The following is a 15,816-nucleotide window of genomic DNA, read 5'->3' on the forward strand; positions in this document are numbered from 1 at the left end:
AGGAGCGACACCAACGTGACCAAGCAACCGACGCGCGTCGTTGAACGGATCGGCATGACGCGCAGCGAGCTCGAGACGATCGAACACGACATTCTTCGTCGCCGCCATGTCGAGCGCTACGCCATCGTACGCCAGTTCGTGTACGGCCGCGTCGTCGACTGCGCCTGTGGTGTTGGTTACGGCACCTGGCTGCTGGCGAAAAATCCCGACGTGACGCAGGCCTACGGCGTCGATATCGACGCCGACGCGATCGAAGCAGCGCGCCGCGAATTCACCTCACCGAAAATCGAATTCCTGCAGGGCGATCTCGCCACCACCAAGCTCGACAAAATCGACGTGCTGGTATCGCTGGAAACGATCGAGCATCTGCCCGACCCCGCCGATCTGTTCCGCTTTGCACAGCAGGCCGGCGTGCGCGAAGTGATCGTCAGCTTTCCGTCGAAAAAGACGACGCACTACAATCCGCACCATCTGTGGGATCTGACGACGTCGGACATCGTCGATCTGTTCGCCGCCGCCTACGTGCCGATCCGCACCTTCGACTACACGTTCGACACGACCTTCGTGCATCTCGCTGCGCTCGACCGCGTCGGGGCAGCGCCGAAGCGCTTTTCGGTCAAGCGTTAGGGCCGGGCCGACAGAACGAACTTGTTGCCTTCGCTGTCGGCAAAGATCGCGTAGCTGCCCCACGGTTCTTTGGTCGGCGGCCGGGTGAATTCCACGCCTTTTGCCGCGAGTTCCGCGTGCGTGCGATCGAGGTCGTCACACCACAGCGACGTGTTCATAAACGATCCGATCCGGTCTTCATGACCTTCGGGCGTGAACAGGACGAGGCCGGTATCGGCGCCGGGAAAACTCAGCTCGATCCAGCGCTGCGCGCCCATCGGTTGATCGGTCAGCACGCGCAGCCCGACAGTTTCGGTCCAGAACTCGAGTGCGCGGTCCTGGTCGCGGACCGGCACGCTGACAAATTTCACGCCGCGGATCATTGCCCCTCCGATGGTTCGGCCATTTCGTTCGATCCGGGCCGTCATGCGAGAGGTCGGCGCGCACGGCAAAGAAATTCTCCCTGCTATAGTTTCTAGCGGTATAGTGGCGCGATGGCCCACGCCGTTTCCGTCGATCCGTACGTCTTGGACGTGCTGATGCGCGACCTGGTCGCGCATGATCACCGCCCGTCGTCGTTCATGCTCTATCTGCACTTGTGGCGCGAAACGCATGGGCGCGATTGTGCGACGGTCGAAACCAGCCTGGCGCAGATCGCCGACGCCACGGGCTTCAGCAAAAGCGCGGTGCAAGTGGCACTCAAACATCTGGAACAACGGCGACTGATCGCGACCGAACGCGCACACCGCACCGCGACGCCGGTCTTTCGCGTTCTGACGCCGTGGCGGCGCCGTTAGTCAGCGACGGCGTTCGTACGCCTGTTCGTAGTGGGCGCAGCGCCGGTCGAACCGCGTCAGCCACTGCATCGCCTGCGGCGCAATGTGGGCTGCTTCCCAATCGGTGCCGGCGAATTCGCGGATGGCGTCGATCGTTTCGAAATGGGTCAGGATTAAAAACGCGACTTCGTCGCCATCGTCGCGTCGCAGAATTTGCGCACCGCGCAGGCCCGGAATTGCTTCGGCCGCGGGTAGGAACTCGTGTTCGAGAAATTGCGCATAGCGATCGGCGTCATCGCGCCGGGTCCAGCCATGCCATGCCCGCACGATCATAGCGACAAAGCTCCCACGACTGCGCCGAAGATCAGAAACCAAAGCGGATTGCGCATCGTCCATATCGTGCCCGCGGCTGCGACTGCGGTCACGAGGCCATGCATGACATCGTGGTCAGCCGACTGCGCCAGGATCGCGCCGGTCGCGAGAACGAGACCGATCGACAACGGCACCAGCCCCGCACGCACACGCGCGAAATACGGATTGGAGTTGAACCGGTCGCCGGCCCGCGCCAGCAGATAGGTCAAGGTGCAGGATGGTCCGCAAATGCCGATCAGCCCGGTCAACGCACCGGCTCCGCCCGCGACCTGCCAACCGACCAACGGCGCAATCAGCATGTTCGGCCCAGGCGATGCCTGCGAGATCGCGAACAGATGCGCGAACTGCGACGCATCCATCCAGCCTTGCGCCACGATTAGGCGCTGCATTTCCGGAACCGTCGAATTGGCGCCGCCGATGGCGAGCAACGACATCGAGCCAAAGATTACGAACAGCGTGATCAGTGTGCTCATGCGCGTTTTCCCGCTGCGAACACGCCGAGCGGTGCTGCAACCGCGATGATCAACAGCAACGGCACGCGCAGAAACGCGGCTGCAACGAAGACCAGCGCCAGCACCGCGCTGCTGCGATAATTCGGCTTGGCACGGCGAAACAAGGTGATGCCGGTGCCGATGATCAAGCCGGCCGCAGCCGACGCCATACCGTCGACGGCAGCACCGACGCGCGGCGCGCCAGCGTAACGCCCGTACAGAGTCGCAATCGCGATCAGCATCACCAGCGGCACGCCGCACAATCCGGTGAAGGCGGCAATCGCACCTAAAGCGCCCGCATGTTTGGTGCCGAACCAGACCGAGATGTTGATGATGTTCGGACCGGGCAGCACCTGCGCCACGCCGAGCATTTCGGCGAACTCGGTGTCGGTCATCCAGTTGCGCCGGTCGACTAGCTCGCGCCGTGCAAACGGAAGCACGCCGCCAAACCCCGACAGACCGATGCTCATAAAAGCGCGGAACAAGGTCAGCGGCGGGATCTTCGCCCGTTCGTCGTCGGCGGGGACAGCACTCATCACGGTCGATCTACGCCCAACGACGAGCGATTCCCAAACGAGTTCTCGTACGCCTCCTTGTGAGCTAGGCTCACGAGCATGGCCCGCCGTCTCCCGCCCCTCGCAACGCTCCGCGCCTTCGAAGCCGCGGTTCGCCTGGGCGGCGCCACGCAAGCCGCAGGCGAGCTTCATGTGACCCACGGTGCGATCAGCCGACAGCTGCAATCGCTCGAAACCTGGCTGGGCGCGCAATTGTTCGTGCGACGCGGACGACGCCTGGCGCCGACCGAAGCAGCCCAACGGTTCGCGCAATCGATCGGCGACGCGTTCGACGACGTCGAAGCAGCCGCGTCACGCCTGCGCGCCGCCGACACGCCGACGCCGCTTGCGATCGACGCGCTGCCCACCTTTGCGATGCGTTGGCTGATCCCGCGCCTGCCCCGGTTTCAACGTGCGCATCCCGATATCGAACTCAGACTTGCAACCTCGGACGCGAAATTGTCGCGCACCTTGGCCGGGATCGACGTCGCGATCCGGCGCGGCCCGGAACGGTGGCAGGGATTCCGCGCGGCGCAGTTTCTTGGCGAACGCGAAGTGCCGGTTGCGAGTCCGGCCCTGCTCAAGCGCACGCCGATCCGCAAACCAAGCGACCTTGCCAAACACGTGCTGCTGGAAGCGGAAACGCGCGCGCAGGATTGGACGCACTGGCTCGAAGAAGCCGGCGTTCCGAATTTGCAGCCGCGCGGGCGGCAACGTTTCACGCATTATTATCTGGCGCTGCAAGCAGCGACCGACGGGCTCGGCGTTGCGCTGGGCGGCTTGCCGCTGCTCGATGAAGAGATCGCGCAAGGGCGCCTCGTTGCGCCGCTCGCCAAACCAGCGCTCGAAGTGCGCGGCTATTGGTGGGTGACCGCGCGCCCCGACGATCCGGTGATCGCGACTTTCATCAACTGGCTCGAAGAAGAAGGAAAGCGCGCAGCTTAAGATTGCAGCGCGATGCGCCCCGCGGGGCGATCGAAGCGCACGCGATATGCGGCCAGAAACGAATGTCCCAGCACCGCTTCACAGCCGAGCTTGGTACGGATCAGGCCGAGATCCTGGATACGAAACCGCAGCCGCGTTTCGCGGCCGGACAGGGTCGCGAGCTTCTGCAGCATGACGCCGACCGGCGACGCGTCGGCACGCCGGGGATCGAGCAGGCTCGTCGGCGCACCAGTATCGACCAGCGCGCGCAGGGGTTGGCCTTCGACCAGCATGTCGACCACCGGCAACGGCGCAGTCGCGACCAGCGACATGTTCCACGTCGAAGCCGGATCGACCGTGTCGTCAAGCAGCAACGACGACGATGCGTAGTCCATCGCAAAGGCGGTGCGCGCCAGATAGGGCCAGCCGACGATGGCGTCGAATTCGGTGCCGACCTGTTCGCCGACTTTCTCGATTTCGCCGTCGACGATGGTCACGTGCTCGGCGCTGCTGCGCCCGCCCAAGGTGAAGCGCGGCGACGCACCGTTGGCGAGTTTCAAGGAGGCCGCCAGGCGCGACGACACCTGCAGCGGCACCGTGCCGGCCGTGTCGATCATCGCTTTCACAGCGCGATCGCCAACGCGCGCATCGGCGAATGGCAGACCAAAAGCGCTGATCTCGAGCTTGATCGTTTCCGCTGCAAAGACGCGCGGCGCGAACAACGCGGCGCCGGCACCGGCCAGCACCGCGCGTCGTGAGACGGTCATTTCAGGCCGATTTCGCGCAGACGCTGTTCGAGGAAATCGTGCGCCGTGATGGCGGGAAACTTCTTGGTCTCGCCCGGATCGAGCAACGAGTCCGGCGTGTCGAGCAGAACTTCCGGCCGCGGATGGCAGAAGAACGGCATCGAATAGCGCACCGCATCCGGGCTGGACGGATTCACGACGCGATGCGTCGTCGCCGGGATTTTCAAGTTCAGATGGCGCGAAAGCATGTCGCCCGCGTCGACCACGATCTCGCCTTCGAGACCATCGACCTTGTGCCACTTGCCTTCACGGTCGAGCAGTTCGAGCCCGCTATCGGTTGCGGCCGGCAGCAAGGTGATCAGGTTGATGTCTTCATGCGCCGATGCGCGCACGCCGCCTTCGATGAAACGGTCTTTGAGCGCCGGATAGTGGATCACGCGCAGCACGGATTGGCCGTCCACGACCATGTCGGCCAGCGAACGCCTGGGCAGCTTCAAATATTCGGCGATCGCTTCGAGCAGGATCTCGGCGCAAGTCTGCATGCCGTCGAACAAGGTCGTCATCGCGGTTTTGAAAACCGGCTCTTCCTTGGGCCACACGTTGTTGCCGTAGTGCGGCTTGAGCTTGTGGCCGTCGGGCAGTTCGGGGCCGACATGCCAGAACTCTTTCAAGTCGCCGACCGGATTGTCCTTGGCGTGTTCGCGACCGAACGCGGTGAAGCCACGCGCACCGCCCGTGCCGGGCAGGTGGTACTGGTCCTTCACCGCATCGGGCAGCGCGAAGACGCGCTTGGCCGCGTCATAAGCGCGATCGAGGCTGCCGAGATCGACGCCATGGTTCGCGACTTTGACGAAGCCCGTGTCTTTCAGGCTGTCGCCAAGCGTCTGGACGAATTTGTTGCGGGCAGCGGCATCACCGCTGGTGAAGTCGGCCAGATCGACCGTCTCGACATGGAAGCGCATGTCCTTCCCTACCAAAAAGACACCCGTGCCGGCTACCACGGATCGCAATCCTGACCGTTCGGTCAGGATTCCGTCAGCGCTTTGCGCTCTGGCCGAACAGTAGGGCGCGCTCGGCCTCGCTCAGCGGTTTGGTCGGCGCGTAGGTGTTGGCGACGCCGTCATAGGCGCGGATCGTCGCCGGCCGCGCTGCGATGGTTTCGAACCACCGCTTTAGGTTTGGAAACGCTTCGAGTTTCTGCCCGTGCGCCTCGTGCGGCACGATCCAGGGGTAACAGGCCATGTCGGCGATCGAGTAGTCACCGACGATGAAGTCCCGGCCGGCCAGGTGCCCCTGACCCAAATGTTTGTCGAGCACCCCGTATAGCCGGTTGGTCTCGTTGACGTAGCGGTTGATCGCATAGGGGATCTTCTCGGGCGCGTAGACGGCGAAATGCCCGTTCTGCCCCGCCATCGGCCCCAGCCCGCCGACCTGCCAGAAGACCCACTGCAAGGTCTCGGTCCGACCGCGCAGATCGGGGCTGAGAAACCGGCCGGTTTTCTCGGCGAGATAGAGAAGCATGGCGCCGGACTCGAAGATCGAAAGCGGCGCGCCGCCATCGGCCGGGTCGTGATCGACCATCGCCGGAATTTTGTTGTTGGGCGAGATGGCGAGGAATTCAGGCTTGAACTGGTCGCCCTTGCCGAGGTCGACCTTGATGCGCCGATGCTCGAGCCCGCTCTCTTCGAAGAAGAGCCGAAGTTTCAGACCGTTCGGCGTGTTGGCGAGATAGAGATCGATCATCGCAACCCTCTAGGACTTTGCTTGAAGCGATGATCCTAGGACTTTGACCAGCAACGACTTTGCGGCTGCGCTGTCCCATTCATTCTCGCCACTGAAACGACCGACTTCCTTGCCCTGCGCATCGACCAGAACGGTGAGCGGTAAGCCCCTGGCGGCAAAGAGTTTCATCGTCGCCGAGGTTTTGTCGCTTAACACGGTCAGCGTCGTGAGCCCGTTCTGCGCCAGGAACGGTCCGATCTGGAAGAAGCCGCCTTTGTCGACCGACAGAGCGACGACTTGGAGACCCGGCAACGTGGCGGCCAGACGCTGCAGCGATGGCAATTCCTTCACGCAGGGCGCGCACCAGGTTGCCCAGATATTGAGGAGCAGTGGCTTGCCCTGCAGCGACGCTAGCGTGACCGGCTTGTCCTGGGCGTCGAACGCCTCGATCGCGGGCAGCGGGACCGCCGGTTCGGTCGGGACGAAGCCGAGCTGGGCTGCGGCTGCTGGACGCGTGAGGAGCGCGATGGACGCGACCAACAGGACCCAGGATAACAAGCGCATGACTGATGCTCCTCAACCTTCGACGAACCAGCTCTGGGGCGGTCGTTTTGCAGCCGGGCCTTCCGCGGTGATGCAGCGCATCAACGCGTCGATCGGCTTCGACCGCAAGCTCGCCGCCGAAGACATTGCCGGTTCGAAAGCCCACGCCACCATGCTAGCCGCGGTGGGCATTCTGACGCGCGAAGACGCCGATGCGATTCTGGGCGGCCTCGATCGCGTCGCCGACGAGATTGCGCAAGGCACCTTCGTCTTCAAGACCGAGCTTGAAGACATCCACATGAACGTCGAAGCGCGTCTGGCCGAATTGATTGGCGAGCCGGCCGGTCGCCTACACACCGCCCGGTCGCGCAACGACCAGGTCGCCACCGATTTCAAATTGTGGGTGCGCGGCGCCTTCGTCCGTCTCGATGGCGACTTGAAAGCGCTGCAAGTGGCCCTGCTCGATCAGGCCGAAGCGCATGCAGATGCGGTGATGCCCGGCTTCACCCATCTGCAGTTGGCGCAGCCCGTCACGTTCGGCCACCACCTGCTCGCCTATGTCGAGATGTTCGGCCGCGATCGCGACCGCGTGCTTGCCGGTCTGGCGCGCTCCGACGAATGCCCCTTGGGCGCCGCTGCGCTGGCGGGCTCGCCCTTCCCGATCGATCGCCAGGCGACCGCGAAGGCGCTCGGCTTTGCGCGGCCGACCGCGAATTCGATGGACTCGGTCTCGGACCGCGACTTCGCGCTCGACTATCTCGCCAGCTGCGCCATCGCAGCGGTGCATGTTTCGCGCCTCGCCGAAGAACTGGTCTTGTGGACCTCGGATCAGTTCCGCTTCGTCAAATTGCCGGATGCGTGGACGACCGGCAGTTCAATCATGCCGCAGAAGCGCAATCCCGATGCGGCCGAACTGGCGCGTGGCAAGACCGGGCGCGTGCTCGGCGCGCTGCAGGCGCTGCTGGTGACGCTGAAAGGCCTGCCGCTGACCTATTCCAAGGACATGCAGGAAGACAAAGAGCCGGTCTTCGAAACCGAAGAAACCATGGCGCTGGTGCTGGCTGCGATGACCGGCATGATCCGCGACCTGACGCCCGATCGTGACGCGCTGCGCACGGCGGCGGGCAAAGGCTATGCGACCGCCACTGATCTCGCCGATTGGCTGGTGCGCGAGTTGAACCTGCCGTTCCGCAAAGCGCACCACGTCACCGGCACACTGGTGAAGCTTGCCGAAAGCAAAGGTGTGCCGCTCGATCAATTGACGCTCGGCGAATTGAAGTCGGTCGAATCCGGCATCAACCAGGGCGTCTACAGCGTGTTGTCCATCGACGCGTCGGTCGGATCGCGTGCGAGCTATGGCGGCACGTCGCCCGAGCGCGTGCGCCAAGCCGTCATCGCCGCACGGAGCCGTTTCCTGTGAGCAACAATAAGTCTCTGGCGATCGTCGCGCTGCTCGCTCTCGCCTTGTTGGCCGGTTGCGGCAAGAAACCCCGCAACGTCGATCCGCCCGAAGGCACGAACGAAGTCTTCCCGCGCGTCTACCCGCCCGATCCCGACAATCCGAAGCCGCAAAAGGCACCGGATCCCTCCTCTGTCCTGCGCAGCAAAATTTGACCGGCTTCACCTACAAGAACGGCGTGCTGCACGCCGACGACATCGCCCTGTCGACGATCGCCGACAAGGTCGGCACGCCGACCTATGTCTACGCGTCGAGCACGATCGAGCAGAATTACGCACGGCTCGCCAATGCGCTGTCGCCGCTCGGCGTGCGCATCGCGTATGCGCTGAAAGCGAATTCGAACCAGGCGGTGATCGCGACCTTGGCGCGGCTTGGCGCCGGCGGCGACATCGTCAGCGGTGGCGAGCTGACGCGCGCAATGGCGGCCGGCATCGCGCCCGACCGCATCGTGTTTTCGGGCGTCGGAAAAACTGCCGATGAAGTCGCGCAAGCGCTGCGTGCCGGCATCCATCAGTTCAACGTTGAATCGATCCCCGAACTCGATCTGATCGATCGCGTCGCTGCCAGCGTCGGCATCCGCGCCAACGTCGCGCTGCGCGTCAATCCCGACGTCGATGCGGGTACGCACGCCAAGATCACAACCGGTCGCAAGGACAACAAGTTCGGCATCGATCTCGATGACGCGGCAGCGGCCTGGACGCGCGCCGTGTCGCTGCCGAACCTGAACCCGGTCGGACTGGCGGTGCATATCGGCAGCCAGCTAATCGATCTGACACCGTATCGCGCTGCCTATCGGCGTCTCGCCGATCTGGTGCGCGCGTTGCGCGCGCAAGGGCACGAGGTCAGCCGTCTCGATCTCGGCGGCGGACTCGGCGTCGGCTATCGCGGCGAGACCGGTCCCGACGTCGCCGACTATGCCGCGCTGGTGCGCGAGATGGTCAGCGATCTCGGCTGCAGCTTGATGGTCGAACCCGGTCGCTACCTGGTCGCTGAAGCAGGTTGCGTGCTCTCCCGCGTGCTGTTCGTCAAAGATGGATCGGCGCGCCGCTTCGTCATTCTCGACGCCGGCATGAACGATCTGCTGCGCCCCGCTTTGTACGACTCGTTTCACGCTGTCGTGCCGGTGAAACAAGCGGCACCCGATGCCGTGATCCATCCCGCCGATATCGTCGGACCGGTGTGTGAAACCGGCGACACATTCGCCAAGGCGCGCGAATTGCCGCCGCTCGAACAGGGCGATCTCGTCGCGTTTCTGCACGCAGGCGCGTACGGTGCGGTGATGGGGTCGACCTACAACACGCGTCCGCTGGCGGCCGAAGTGCTGGTTGCCGGCAACAAGTTCGAACTCGTACGCCCGCGGCAAACGGTCGAGGACTTGCTTTCGCGCGAACGAATTCCGAGTTGGTTGAGCGGAGGCGATCAACATTCGCCGAGCGAGAGCGGCCAGCCTCTGCGGAGCACCGGATGAATTTCGACCCAGCGCGTTGGACGAGCTGGCGCACGCAATTGCGTGGCGTCGTCGCGCGCTGGCACGAAAACCGCCTGCCGCGTCTGCGCGGTCTGGGCACGATCGTTCTGTGGCTTGAAGCACTGGCGCGGGCTTTCTGGCCGGTGCTGACGATCGTCACGCTGTTTCTCGCCCTCGCCTTTTTCGACGTGCTGCCGCGGCTGGCAAGCTGGCTGCACTGGGCGGTGCTACTGATCTTTGCAGGTGGGCTGATCGCCGCTGTGGTGCACGGCGTGCGCGGTTTCGTGCGGCCTGCAACCAGCGACGTCGAGCGGCGCCTCGAACGTGATGGTGCACTGGCGCATCGCCCGCTCGAAACCTTGGCCGATCGTCCGGTCGCAGGTGACGCGCGTTTGTGGGCGCTGCATCGTCGGCGCGCCGAACGACAATTGTCGCAACTGCGCCTGTCGGCGCCCGACACCGATCTCGCGCCGCGCGATCCGCGCGCGCTGCGCGTTGCCTCGGTGCTGGTGCTGCTGCTTGCGATTTCGATCGGCTGGGGCGAATTGGGACCGCGCCTGTCGGCAGCGCTGACGCCGCCGCTCGGAAGCCGCGACGCCGCCGCGCCCAACCCGCTCGATCTCTGGATCAAGCCGCCGGCCTATACCGGCCTCGCGCCGATCATTCCCGCACCCGGCGATATGCGCGTGTTGAACGTGCCGATCGGCAGCACGATCGAAGCGCATGTCGCAACCGGCCGTCGCCTGCCGACATTGCAAATCGACGAGCGCAAAACCGAATTCGAAAAACTCCCGGCCGGTGGCTACGTCGCATCGACGGTCATCGACGCGGGCACGCAGATCAACGTGCGCCAAGGCTGGTCGAGCCTGGGCAGCTGGCCGATCCGCATCGTGCCCGACAAGGCGCCGCTGGTCGGCTGGACCGATCTGCCGCACGCCAGCGAACGCGGTTCGTTGGTGGTGCCGTGGACGGCGCGCGACGATTACGGCGTGCGCAAATTGACCGTGACGGTGACGCCCAACATCGCGTTGGCACTGCCGGTCGAACCGGTCGATGTCGAGATCGCGATTCAACCCGACGCCAAAGACGCAAGCGGTCAGGCCTTTGTCGACCTCGCCTCGCATTTCGCAGCCGGGTTTGAAGTCACGCTGCGCCTGACCGCACGCGACGCGCTGGATCAGGCCGGCAAGAGCGAAGTCGAAACCGCAACCTTGCCCGAACGCGCCTTCCGCCATCCGGTTGCGCGTGTGCTGATCCAGGCGCGCAAGACGCTGATTACCGAAGGCATGAAAACGCGCCGCGACGTCGCGCGCATGATTGCCGAGCAAGCCTTCAACCCGGAACGCTATGGCGGCTCGCCGGGTCTGTTCCTGACTTTGCGTTCGGTGACGGCGCGCCTGCTGCGCTCGCCCGACGTTGCCACCGGCGTCGACGCGGCGCAGGCTTTGTGGGACGTCGCGATCCAACTCGAAGACCAAGGTCTGGGCGAAGCCGAGAAAGCGCTGCGCGCGGCCGAGGAAAAACTGCAGCGCCTGCTCGCCGATCCCAACAGCACCGAACAGCAGTTGGCCGACGCGGCGCGCGAAGCGAGCCAGGCGCTCGACCGCTATCTCGACGCGATGCGCGAACAGATGCGCGAGATGGCGCAGCGCGGCGAGCTGATCGACATTCCCGACGAACTCGCCGACCAGATGATGTCCAGCGAAGATTTGCGCGACATGGCGCAGCGCATGCGCGAGCTGGCTGAAAGCGGTGCGCGCGAGTCAGCGCAACGTACCTTGGAAGAACTGCGCCGCGCGCTGGAAGGCATGCGCGGCCAAGGACAGGCCGGCGAACAAGGCAGCAGCGAGTCGCAGAAGCAAAGCGCCGAGCGCATGAAACAGGCGATGCAGGCGCTGAAAGATTTGAAACAGCTGGAACAGCAGCAGCGCCAGTTGATGGACGACACGTTCCAGTCGGTCGATCGCACCGGCCGCACGACGCAGGGCCAACAGCAGCAGCAGGAACAACTGCGCCAGAAACTGGGACAGACGACCGACAAACTGAATCAGTCGGGCATGCCGACACCGGATTCCCTCGGCCGCGCCGATCGCGCGATGAACGGCGCCGGCCGCGCCATGCAGCGCGGCGCCGGCGACGAAGCGGTCGCACGCCAAGGCGAAGCAGTGCAGGCGCTGCGCGAAGGCAGCCAGCAAGCGATGAAGCAGATGGCCGAAGCGTTGAAGCGCAGCGGCGCGATGGTGATGCGACGCAGCGGCGGCACCGGCGGCATGGGCCGCGATCCGTTCGGCCGGCCGATGCGCGAAGGCGATCAGCAGCTGCGCGACAATGGCGAAGTCAAAATTCCGGGCCAGCCGGACACCAAGCGCGTGCGCGAAATTTTGGAAGAGCTACGTCGCCGCTCAGGCGAAACCAACCGCCCGCAATCGGAACGCGATTACATCGATCGGCTGCTGCGGCAGTTCTGATTAGAGCGCGCCCTCTTACAGAGCAGCTACCGGTCGTTGCAGCACCGCTTCGACCGTTCGCAGCAAGTTCGGCAAGGCAAACGGTTTGGCGATGACTTCGTGGCTGAGAAATTCCATCCCATGCGCGCGCTGCTTTTCGTCGGCAAAGCCGGTCATCATCAGAATGCGCACGGTCGGATAATCTTTGGCGGTTTTGAGCGCCAAGGTGATCCCGTCCACCCGCGGCATGCGGATGTCGGTCAGCAACAGGTCAAAGCGGTGGCGCGCCAATTCGACCAGCGCATCGGCCCCGTCCTGCACGGTCGTGACCTTGTGCCCGGCCAAGGTCAGCGCGCGTTCGAGGAGGTAGCGCACGGAGTCCTCGTCTTCAGCGACAAGGATGCGTGCAGGTTCAACGAGGTCGGCCATCCGACCCTGAACGTCCGGGACGGATAAAAATCCCTGTGAAGGGAATTAGGGGCGGAAGTCGAGTTTCAGCGACTTCGCCAGCGCCGGCGGATTGGGGAATTCGCCGCGGAAGGGAACGCTTTCACCGGGACCGATCGAACGCGCCGTCGGATTGATCGCAAAGGACGCTACTTCTTTGCCGTCGGCCAGCATGGTGGCCCACAATTTCGGCGGCGTACGCGGCTCGGCGGCGGTGTTGAGCATGCGCCCTTCGACCACCAGAACGCGGCCGTCTTGCGTCATGCGCTCGTACGAACGCGCGTCGCGAGCCTGCAGCCCCAGCGCGTCGAGCGGCGACGGCAGCCCCAGCAGCGAAAAGAGTTTTGCCGAAGCCGGCCAGATCCGAACCGCCGTCTCGGCATAGGTCACGGGCAGCACGACCGAGGCGCACAAGAAGGCAAACAGCGCGGCCCAGCGCTGCCACGGCACTTCTTTGCGGTCTCTGCCGCTACCGCTGCCGCGTTTGTCGCGTTTCAGTTTCGAGAGCGGCCGAATCGAATCGCCGCGCTTGCCGCCGGCGTCGCCCTTGGCGCCACTCCAGCTCGCAACTGGGTCCGGCCAGTCGCCACCGCTGATTCCGCCTGGGCCGGCCGGCTCGGGCGTACCGCCGCCAGCTGCCGGCGCCTCGCCCTTCACGTCGGCGCGCAGCGGGAACGGCGCCTGATTCATCGCGTCGACGGCGCCGTTGGCCTGCAGGTGCGCCGACAGTGGATCGCTGGGATCAAACGCCGGATCGTTGCCGCGCGGCGGTGCACCGGCGTCGCCGCCGGCGGCGGCCGCTGCCTGGCCCTGCTTCGCCTTCTGCGCCTGATGGGCCGCGATGTTGGCGGCCTTCTCTTCTTCGGTCAGCGGCGGGAAAAACCCTTCGGGCGGATCCTGATGCCACAGATTGCCGCACGAGCTGCAACGGACGACTCGTCCCACGCGCCCGAGCATGTTCGGGTCGACGGCGAATTTGGTCAGGCAGCGATTGCAGTCGAGGATCACGCCGCTGTCCTACCAGCGGATCGTGAAGAAAGCGAGTTCCCGTACGGCCGCGTGCCAACCATCCCGCATCAAGTGCGGGACAGGCTTCGCTGGAATCCGAGCGTGGTGTACGACCCCAAGCACATGATCCGATTCGAAGAAGTCGGCTTCCGCTATGGGAACGGGCCTGAGGTATTGCGCGACGTCGATCTCGACCTCGCGCCCGGCTCGTTTCATTGGCTGACCGGTGCGAGCGGCGCCGGCAAATCGACCCTGCTCAAATTGCTGCATCTCGCCGATCACCCGACTCGCGGCCGAGTCGAGGCTTTCGGCGAAGACCTGTCCGAGCTGAAACGCCGGCACCTGCCGAAATTGCGGCGGCAGATCGGCATGGTGTTTCAGGATTTCCGTCTCCTCGATCACCTCACCGTGTTCGACAATGTCGCGTTGCCGTTGCGCCTGGCGCGGGTGCGCGATTCTTCGCTGCGCAAAGACGTCGGCGAAATGCTCGACTGGGTCGGTCTGGCCGACGTCGCGGGCGCCGATCCGCGCACCTTGTCGGGCGGCCAACAACAGCGCGTCGCGATTGCACGCGCGGTCGTCGCGCGTCCGTTGCTGCTGCTGGCCGACGAACCAACCGGCAGCGTCGACGAAGCGACCGGCACGCGCATTCTGCGCCTGTTCCAGGAACTGCACCGGCTGGGCACCACCGTGCTGGTCGCGACGCACAACGAACTGTTGATCGAACGTTTTCCGCATCCGGTGCTGCGTCTCGAAGACGGTCAGCTAGGGCTGGTTCGAGCATGAGCACGCGCGACGCCGATGTAGCGCTGCCGCGCGCCGAAGCGGGTGGCACTGCGCTGCTGGTTTCCATCATCGCGCTGATGACGTGGCTGGCGCTGCTGGCTTTGGGCGCGTCGGTCGCGTTGGGTGCGATTGCGCGCGAACGCCAGGCCGGACTTGCCGGACGATGGACGGTCGAGATCGCGGCCGACGCCACACGCAGCAAGCCAACCGAACAACGCGCACGCGACGCAGCCCAGCTGCTGCGCGGCGTACCGGGCGTCGTGCGCGCCGAACCGCTCAGCCGCGAAGACATTCGCCGCCTTCTGTCACCGTGGCTCGGCAACGACGCTGCGGTGGAAGAATTGCCCCTGCCCGGTTTGGTCGATGTCGTGGTCGATGCGCAGCGTCCACCCGCGATCGCCGAGTTGCGCAAACGTCTGGCCGAAATTCCGGGTGCAAATGTCGACGATCACCGCGGCTGGGTGGTCGAGATCGTGCGGCTTGCGCGCGCTGCCGAAGCGGTCGCAATTGCCGTGTTCGTGATGGTCGGCGCGATTGCGATCCTCGCCATCGTCGCTGCGGCCCGCGCACGGCTGGCGATTCACGCGCACGAAGTCGAGCTGCTGCACGTGATCGGCGCCGCCGATCGCTGGATCGCGCGCCAATTCCAGGCGAGCGCGCTTGCAGTTGCGTTGCGCGGCGGCTTGTCGGGCCTGATTTTGGCTGCGACGACGATCGGATTTGCGGCCTGGGGATTCCAGTTGCCGCTCGACCGGTTGCTACCGTTGCTGGGACCGTCCTGGTCGATCATCGCGGTCGCGCTTGCCGTGCCGGCGGTCGCAGCGGTCGCAGCAACCTTGGCCGCGCGCTGGGCTTCGATGCGCGCCCTACGGCGACTGCCGTGAAACGGTTTCTCGTCGCGATGATCCTGTTCGTGACGGTACCGACCGTTGCGTTCATGATCGGGCTTGGCCTGTTCGCGAAGTCGCTGCCGTTGACGCCCTTGCAGCCCGACGCGACGACCGACGCAATCGTAGTTTGGACCGGCGGCGCCGAACGCGTCTCGACCGGGCTCGACTTGTTGGCGGCGGGACGCGCCAAGAAATTGTTCGTGTCCGGCGTCGGTCCCGACACGACCTTGGATTCACTGTTGCGCGTGTCGCGGCCGCAAAGCGTCGATCTGCGCTGCTGCATCGTGCTGGGGCGCGAAGCGATCGACACGATCGGCAACGCTGCCGAAACCGCGACCTGGATGCGCGGTGAACAATATACGTCGATGCGGCTCGTCACCGCCGCCTATCACATGCCGCGCGCGCTGCTGCTGCTGGAAAACAACCTGCCCGGCAGCGTGGTCGTGCCGCATCCGATCGTGCCGGCCGGGTTCGATCCGGTGAATTGGTGGTCGTCACGCGAATCCCGCAACGTGCTGGCGGGCGAATACGTCAAATATCTGCTGGCGCGCGTGCGGCGCACGGCGTTCGGATGAGC

Annotated in this window: 20 protein-coding genes; 10 read left to right on the plus strand and 10 right to left on the minus strand. The window is 64.8% G+C overall.

The features are described 5' to 3' along the window. Nucleotides 1-15 precede the first annotated feature (15 nt). Nucleotides 16-627 (plus strand): class I SAM-dependent methyltransferase, encoded by a 612-nt coding sequence (locus tag TMPK1_RS05240; RefSeq protein WP_420241852.1) that lies wholly within the window; start codon nt 16-18, stop codon nt 625-627. On the opposite strand, the gene TMPK1_RS05245 is transcribed toward TMPK1_RS05240, so the two are convergent. Continuing rightward, a complete protein-coding gene (locus TMPK1_RS05245) occupies nt 624-989 on the minus strand; it encodes a VOC family protein (protein WP_420241853.1) in 366 nt (121 codons plus the stop codon). The genes TMPK1_RS05240 and TMPK1_RS05245 overlap by 4 nt on opposite strands. Before the next feature lie 111 nt (nt 990-1,100). Between TMPK1_RS05245 and TMPK1_RS05250 the strand changes: the two genes are divergently transcribed. After that, on the plus strand, nt 1,101-1,403 hold the full coding sequence (locus TMPK1_RS05250) for a MarR family transcriptional regulator (RefSeq protein ID WP_420241854.1): 303 nt from the start codon (nt 1,101-1,103) through the stop codon (nt 1,401-1,403). Here TMPK1_RS05250 and TMPK1_RS05255 read toward each other — a convergent pair whose 3' ends face one another. The 3 genes from TMPK1_RS05255 to TMPK1_RS05265 are packed head-to-tail and all read right to left on the minus strand — an operon-like array spanning nt 1,404 to nt 2,781. After that, on the minus strand, nt 1,404-1,715 hold the full coding sequence (locus tag TMPK1_RS05255) for a hypothetical protein (RefSeq protein ID WP_420241855.1): 312 nt from the start codon (nt 1,713-1,715) through the stop codon (nt 1,404-1,406). Next, the gene (locus TMPK1_RS05260; protein WP_420241856.1) at nt 1,712-2,227 is read right to left on the minus strand and encodes a chromate transporter; all 516 of its coding nucleotides are present in this window, start codon (nt 2,225-2,227) and stop codon (nt 1,712-1,714) included. Before TMPK1_RS05260 ends, TMPK1_RS05255 begins: the two co-directional genes overlap by 4 nt. After that, nucleotides 2,224-2,781 carry a chromate transporter gene (locus TMPK1_RS05265; RefSeq protein WP_420241857.1) on the minus strand — a complete coding sequence of 186 codons (558 nt, stop codon included), beginning with the start codon at nt 2,779-2,781 and terminating at the stop codon, nt 2,224-2,226. Before TMPK1_RS05265 ends, TMPK1_RS05260 begins: the two co-directional genes overlap by 4 nt. 78 nt (nt 2,782-2,859) lie before the next feature. Here TMPK1_RS05265 and gcvA point away from each other — a divergent pair, with 78 nt between their 5' ends. After that, the gene (gene gcvA, locus TMPK1_RS05270; RefSeq protein ID WP_420241858.1) at nt 2,860-3,744 is read left to right on the plus strand and encodes a transcriptional regulator GcvA; all 885 of its coding nucleotides are present in this window, start codon (nt 2,860-2,862) and stop codon (nt 3,742-3,744) included. On the opposite strand, the gene TMPK1_RS05275 is transcribed toward gcvA, so the two are convergent. From TMPK1_RS05275 to TMPK1_RS05290, 4 genes are all read right to left on the minus strand, one after another. Further along, the gene (locus TMPK1_RS05275; protein ID WP_420241859.1) at nt 3,741-4,490 is read right to left on the minus strand and encodes a pepsin/retropepsin-like aspartic protease family protein; all 750 of its coding nucleotides are present in this window, start codon (nt 4,488-4,490) and stop codon (nt 3,741-3,743) included. The genes gcvA and TMPK1_RS05275 overlap by 4 nt on opposite strands. Next, entirely contained in the window at nt 4,487-5,431 is a 945-nt protein-coding gene (locus TMPK1_RS05280; protein WP_420241860.1) for an isopenicillin N synthase family dioxygenase, read from the minus strand. Before TMPK1_RS05280 ends, TMPK1_RS05275 begins: the two co-directional genes overlap by 4 nt. Nucleotides 5,432-5,504: 73 nt before the next feature. Beyond that, a complete protein-coding gene (locus TMPK1_RS05285) occupies nt 5,505-6,212 on the minus strand; it encodes a glutathione binding-like protein (RefSeq protein WP_420241861.1) in 708 nt (235 codons plus the stop codon). 9 nt (nt 6,213-6,221) lie between these two features. Further along, entirely contained in the window at nt 6,222-6,755 is a 534-nt protein-coding gene (locus TMPK1_RS05290; protein WP_420241862.1) for a TlpA family protein disulfide reductase, read from the minus strand. Between TMPK1_RS05290 and argH the strand changes: the two genes are divergently transcribed. Genes argH through TMPK1_RS05310 form a run of 4 tightly spaced genes read left to right on the plus strand, consistent with a single transcriptional unit; the run spans nt 6,754 to nt 12,129 of the window. Further along, nucleotides 6,754-8,154 (plus strand): argininosuccinate lyase, encoded by a 1,401-nt coding sequence (argH, locus tag TMPK1_RS05295; protein ID WP_420241863.1) that lies wholly within the window; start codon nt 6,754-6,756, stop codon nt 8,152-8,154. The two genes, TMPK1_RS05290 and argH, sit on opposite strands and share 2 nt — an antisense overlap. Next, nucleotides 8,151-8,348, plus strand: a complete 198-nt coding sequence (locus TMPK1_RS05300; protein WP_420241865.1) for a hypothetical protein — start codon at nt 8,151-8,153, stop codon at nt 8,346-8,348. The genes argH and TMPK1_RS05300 overlap by 4 nt, the downstream gene beginning before the upstream one ends. After that, nucleotides 8,345-9,661, plus strand: coding sequence for a diaminopimelate decarboxylase (lysA, locus tag TMPK1_RS05305; protein ID WP_420241866.1), 1,317 nt, complete (start codon nt 8,345-8,347; stop codon nt 9,659-9,661). Before TMPK1_RS05300 ends, lysA begins: the two co-directional genes overlap by 4 nt. After that, on the plus strand, nt 9,658-12,129 hold the full coding sequence (locus TMPK1_RS05310) for a DUF4175 domain-containing protein (RefSeq protein WP_420241867.1): 2,472 nt from the start codon (nt 9,658-9,660) through the stop codon (nt 12,127-12,129). The genes lysA and TMPK1_RS05310 overlap by 4 nt, the downstream gene beginning before the upstream one ends. 15 nt (nt 12,130-12,144) lie before the next feature. Here TMPK1_RS05310 and TMPK1_RS05315 read toward each other — a convergent pair whose 3' ends face one another. Both TMPK1_RS05315 and TMPK1_RS05320 read right to left on the minus strand, forming a co-directional pair. Next, a complete protein-coding gene (locus TMPK1_RS05315; RefSeq protein ID WP_420241868.1) occupies nt 12,145-12,537 on the minus strand; it encodes a response regulator in 393 nt (130 codons plus the stop codon). Nucleotides 12,538-12,582: 45 nt separating this feature from the next. Then, nucleotides 12,583-13,563 carry a zinc-ribbon domain-containing protein gene (locus TMPK1_RS05320; RefSeq protein ID WP_420241869.1) on the minus strand — a complete coding sequence of 327 codons (981 nt, stop codon included), beginning with the start codon at nt 13,561-13,563 and terminating at the stop codon, nt 12,583-12,585. Nucleotides 13,564-13,686: 123 nt separating this feature from the next. Between TMPK1_RS05320 and ftsE the strand changes: the two genes are divergently transcribed. The 3 genes from ftsE to TMPK1_RS05335 are packed head-to-tail and all read left to right on the plus strand — an operon-like array spanning nt 13,687 to nt 15,814. Continuing rightward, nucleotides 13,687-14,349: a cell division ATP-binding protein FtsE gene (ftsE, locus tag TMPK1_RS05325; protein WP_420241870.1), complete on the plus strand. Its 663-nt coding sequence runs from the start codon at nt 13,687-13,689 to the stop codon at nt 14,347-14,349. Further along, the gene (locus TMPK1_RS05330) at nt 14,346-15,233 is read left to right on the plus strand and encodes a cell division protein FtsX (protein ID WP_420241872.1); all 888 of its coding nucleotides are present in this window, start codon (nt 14,346-14,348) and stop codon (nt 15,231-15,233) included. The genes ftsE and TMPK1_RS05330 overlap by 4 nt, the downstream gene beginning before the upstream one ends. After that, nucleotides 15,230-15,814: a YdcF family protein gene (locus TMPK1_RS05335; protein ID WP_420241873.1), complete on the plus strand. Its 585-nt coding sequence runs from the start codon at nt 15,230-15,232 to the stop codon at nt 15,812-15,814. Before TMPK1_RS05330 ends, TMPK1_RS05335 begins: the two co-directional genes overlap by 4 nt. The last annotated feature ends 2 nt before the right edge of the window (nt 15,815-15,816 follow it).

This window comes from Roseiterribacter gracilis, from assembly GCA_018332375.1.
GTDB lineage: Bacteria > Pseudomonadota > Alphaproteobacteria > BOG-932 > Roseiterribacteraceae > Roseiterribacter > Roseiterribacter gracilis.

Excerpts from the sequence above, each read along its gene's own strand:
- TMPK1_RS05245 (WP_420241853.1), bottom strand. The coding sequence starts at position 989 with ATGATCCGCGGCGTGAAATTTGTCAGCGTGCCGGTCCGCGACCAGGAC.
- TMPK1_RS05250 (WP_420241854.1), top strand. The coding sequence starts at position 1,101 with ATGGCCCACGCCGTTTCCGTCGATCCGTACGTCTTGGACGTGCTGATG.
- TMPK1_RS05255 (WP_420241855.1), bottom strand. The coding sequence starts at position 1,715 with ATGATCGTGCGGGCATGGCATGGCTGGACCCGGCGCGATGACGCCGAT.
- TMPK1_RS05260 (WP_420241856.1), bottom strand. The coding sequence starts at position 2,227 with ATGAGCACACTGATCACGCTGTTCGTAATCTTTGGCTCGATGTCGTTG.
- TMPK1_RS05265 (WP_420241857.1), bottom strand. The coding sequence starts at position 2,781 with ATGAGTGCTGTCCCCGCCGACGACGAACGGGCGAAGATCCCGCCGCTG.
- gcvA (WP_420241858.1), top strand. The coding sequence starts at position 2,860 with ATGGCCCGCCGTCTCCCGCCCCTCGCAACGCTCCGCGCCTTCGAAGCC.
- TMPK1_RS05275 (WP_420241859.1), bottom strand. The coding sequence starts at position 4,490 with ATGACCGTCTCACGACGCGCGGTGCTGGCCGGTGCCGGCGCCGCGTTG.
- TMPK1_RS05280 (WP_420241860.1), bottom strand. The coding sequence starts at position 5,431 with ATGCGCTTCCATGTCGAGACGGTCGATCTGGCCGACTTCACCAGCGGT.
- TMPK1_RS05285 (WP_420241861.1), bottom strand. The coding sequence starts at position 6,212 with ATGATCGATCTCTATCTCGCCAACACGCCGAACGGTCTGAAACTTCGG.
- argH (WP_420241863.1), top strand. The coding sequence starts at position 6,754 with ATGACTGATGCTCCTCAACCTTCGACGAACCAGCTCTGGGGCGGTCGT.
- TMPK1_RS05290 (WP_420241862.1), bottom strand. The coding sequence starts at position 6,755 with ATGCGCTTGTTATCCTGGGTCCTGTTGGTCGCGTCCATCGCGCTCCTC.
- TMPK1_RS05310 (WP_420241867.1), top strand. The coding sequence starts at position 9,658 with ATGAATTTCGACCCAGCGCGTTGGACGAGCTGGCGCACGCAATTGCGT.
- TMPK1_RS05315 (WP_420241868.1), bottom strand. The coding sequence starts at position 12,537 with ATGGCCGACCTCGTTGAACCTGCACGCATCCTTGTCGCTGAAGACGAG.
- ftsE (WP_420241870.1), top strand. The coding sequence starts at position 13,687 with ATGATCCGATTCGAAGAAGTCGGCTTCCGCTATGGGAACGGGCCTGAG.
- TMPK1_RS05330 (WP_420241872.1), top strand. The coding sequence starts at position 14,346 with ATGAGCACGCGCGACGCCGATGTAGCGCTGCCGCGCGCCGAAGCGGGT.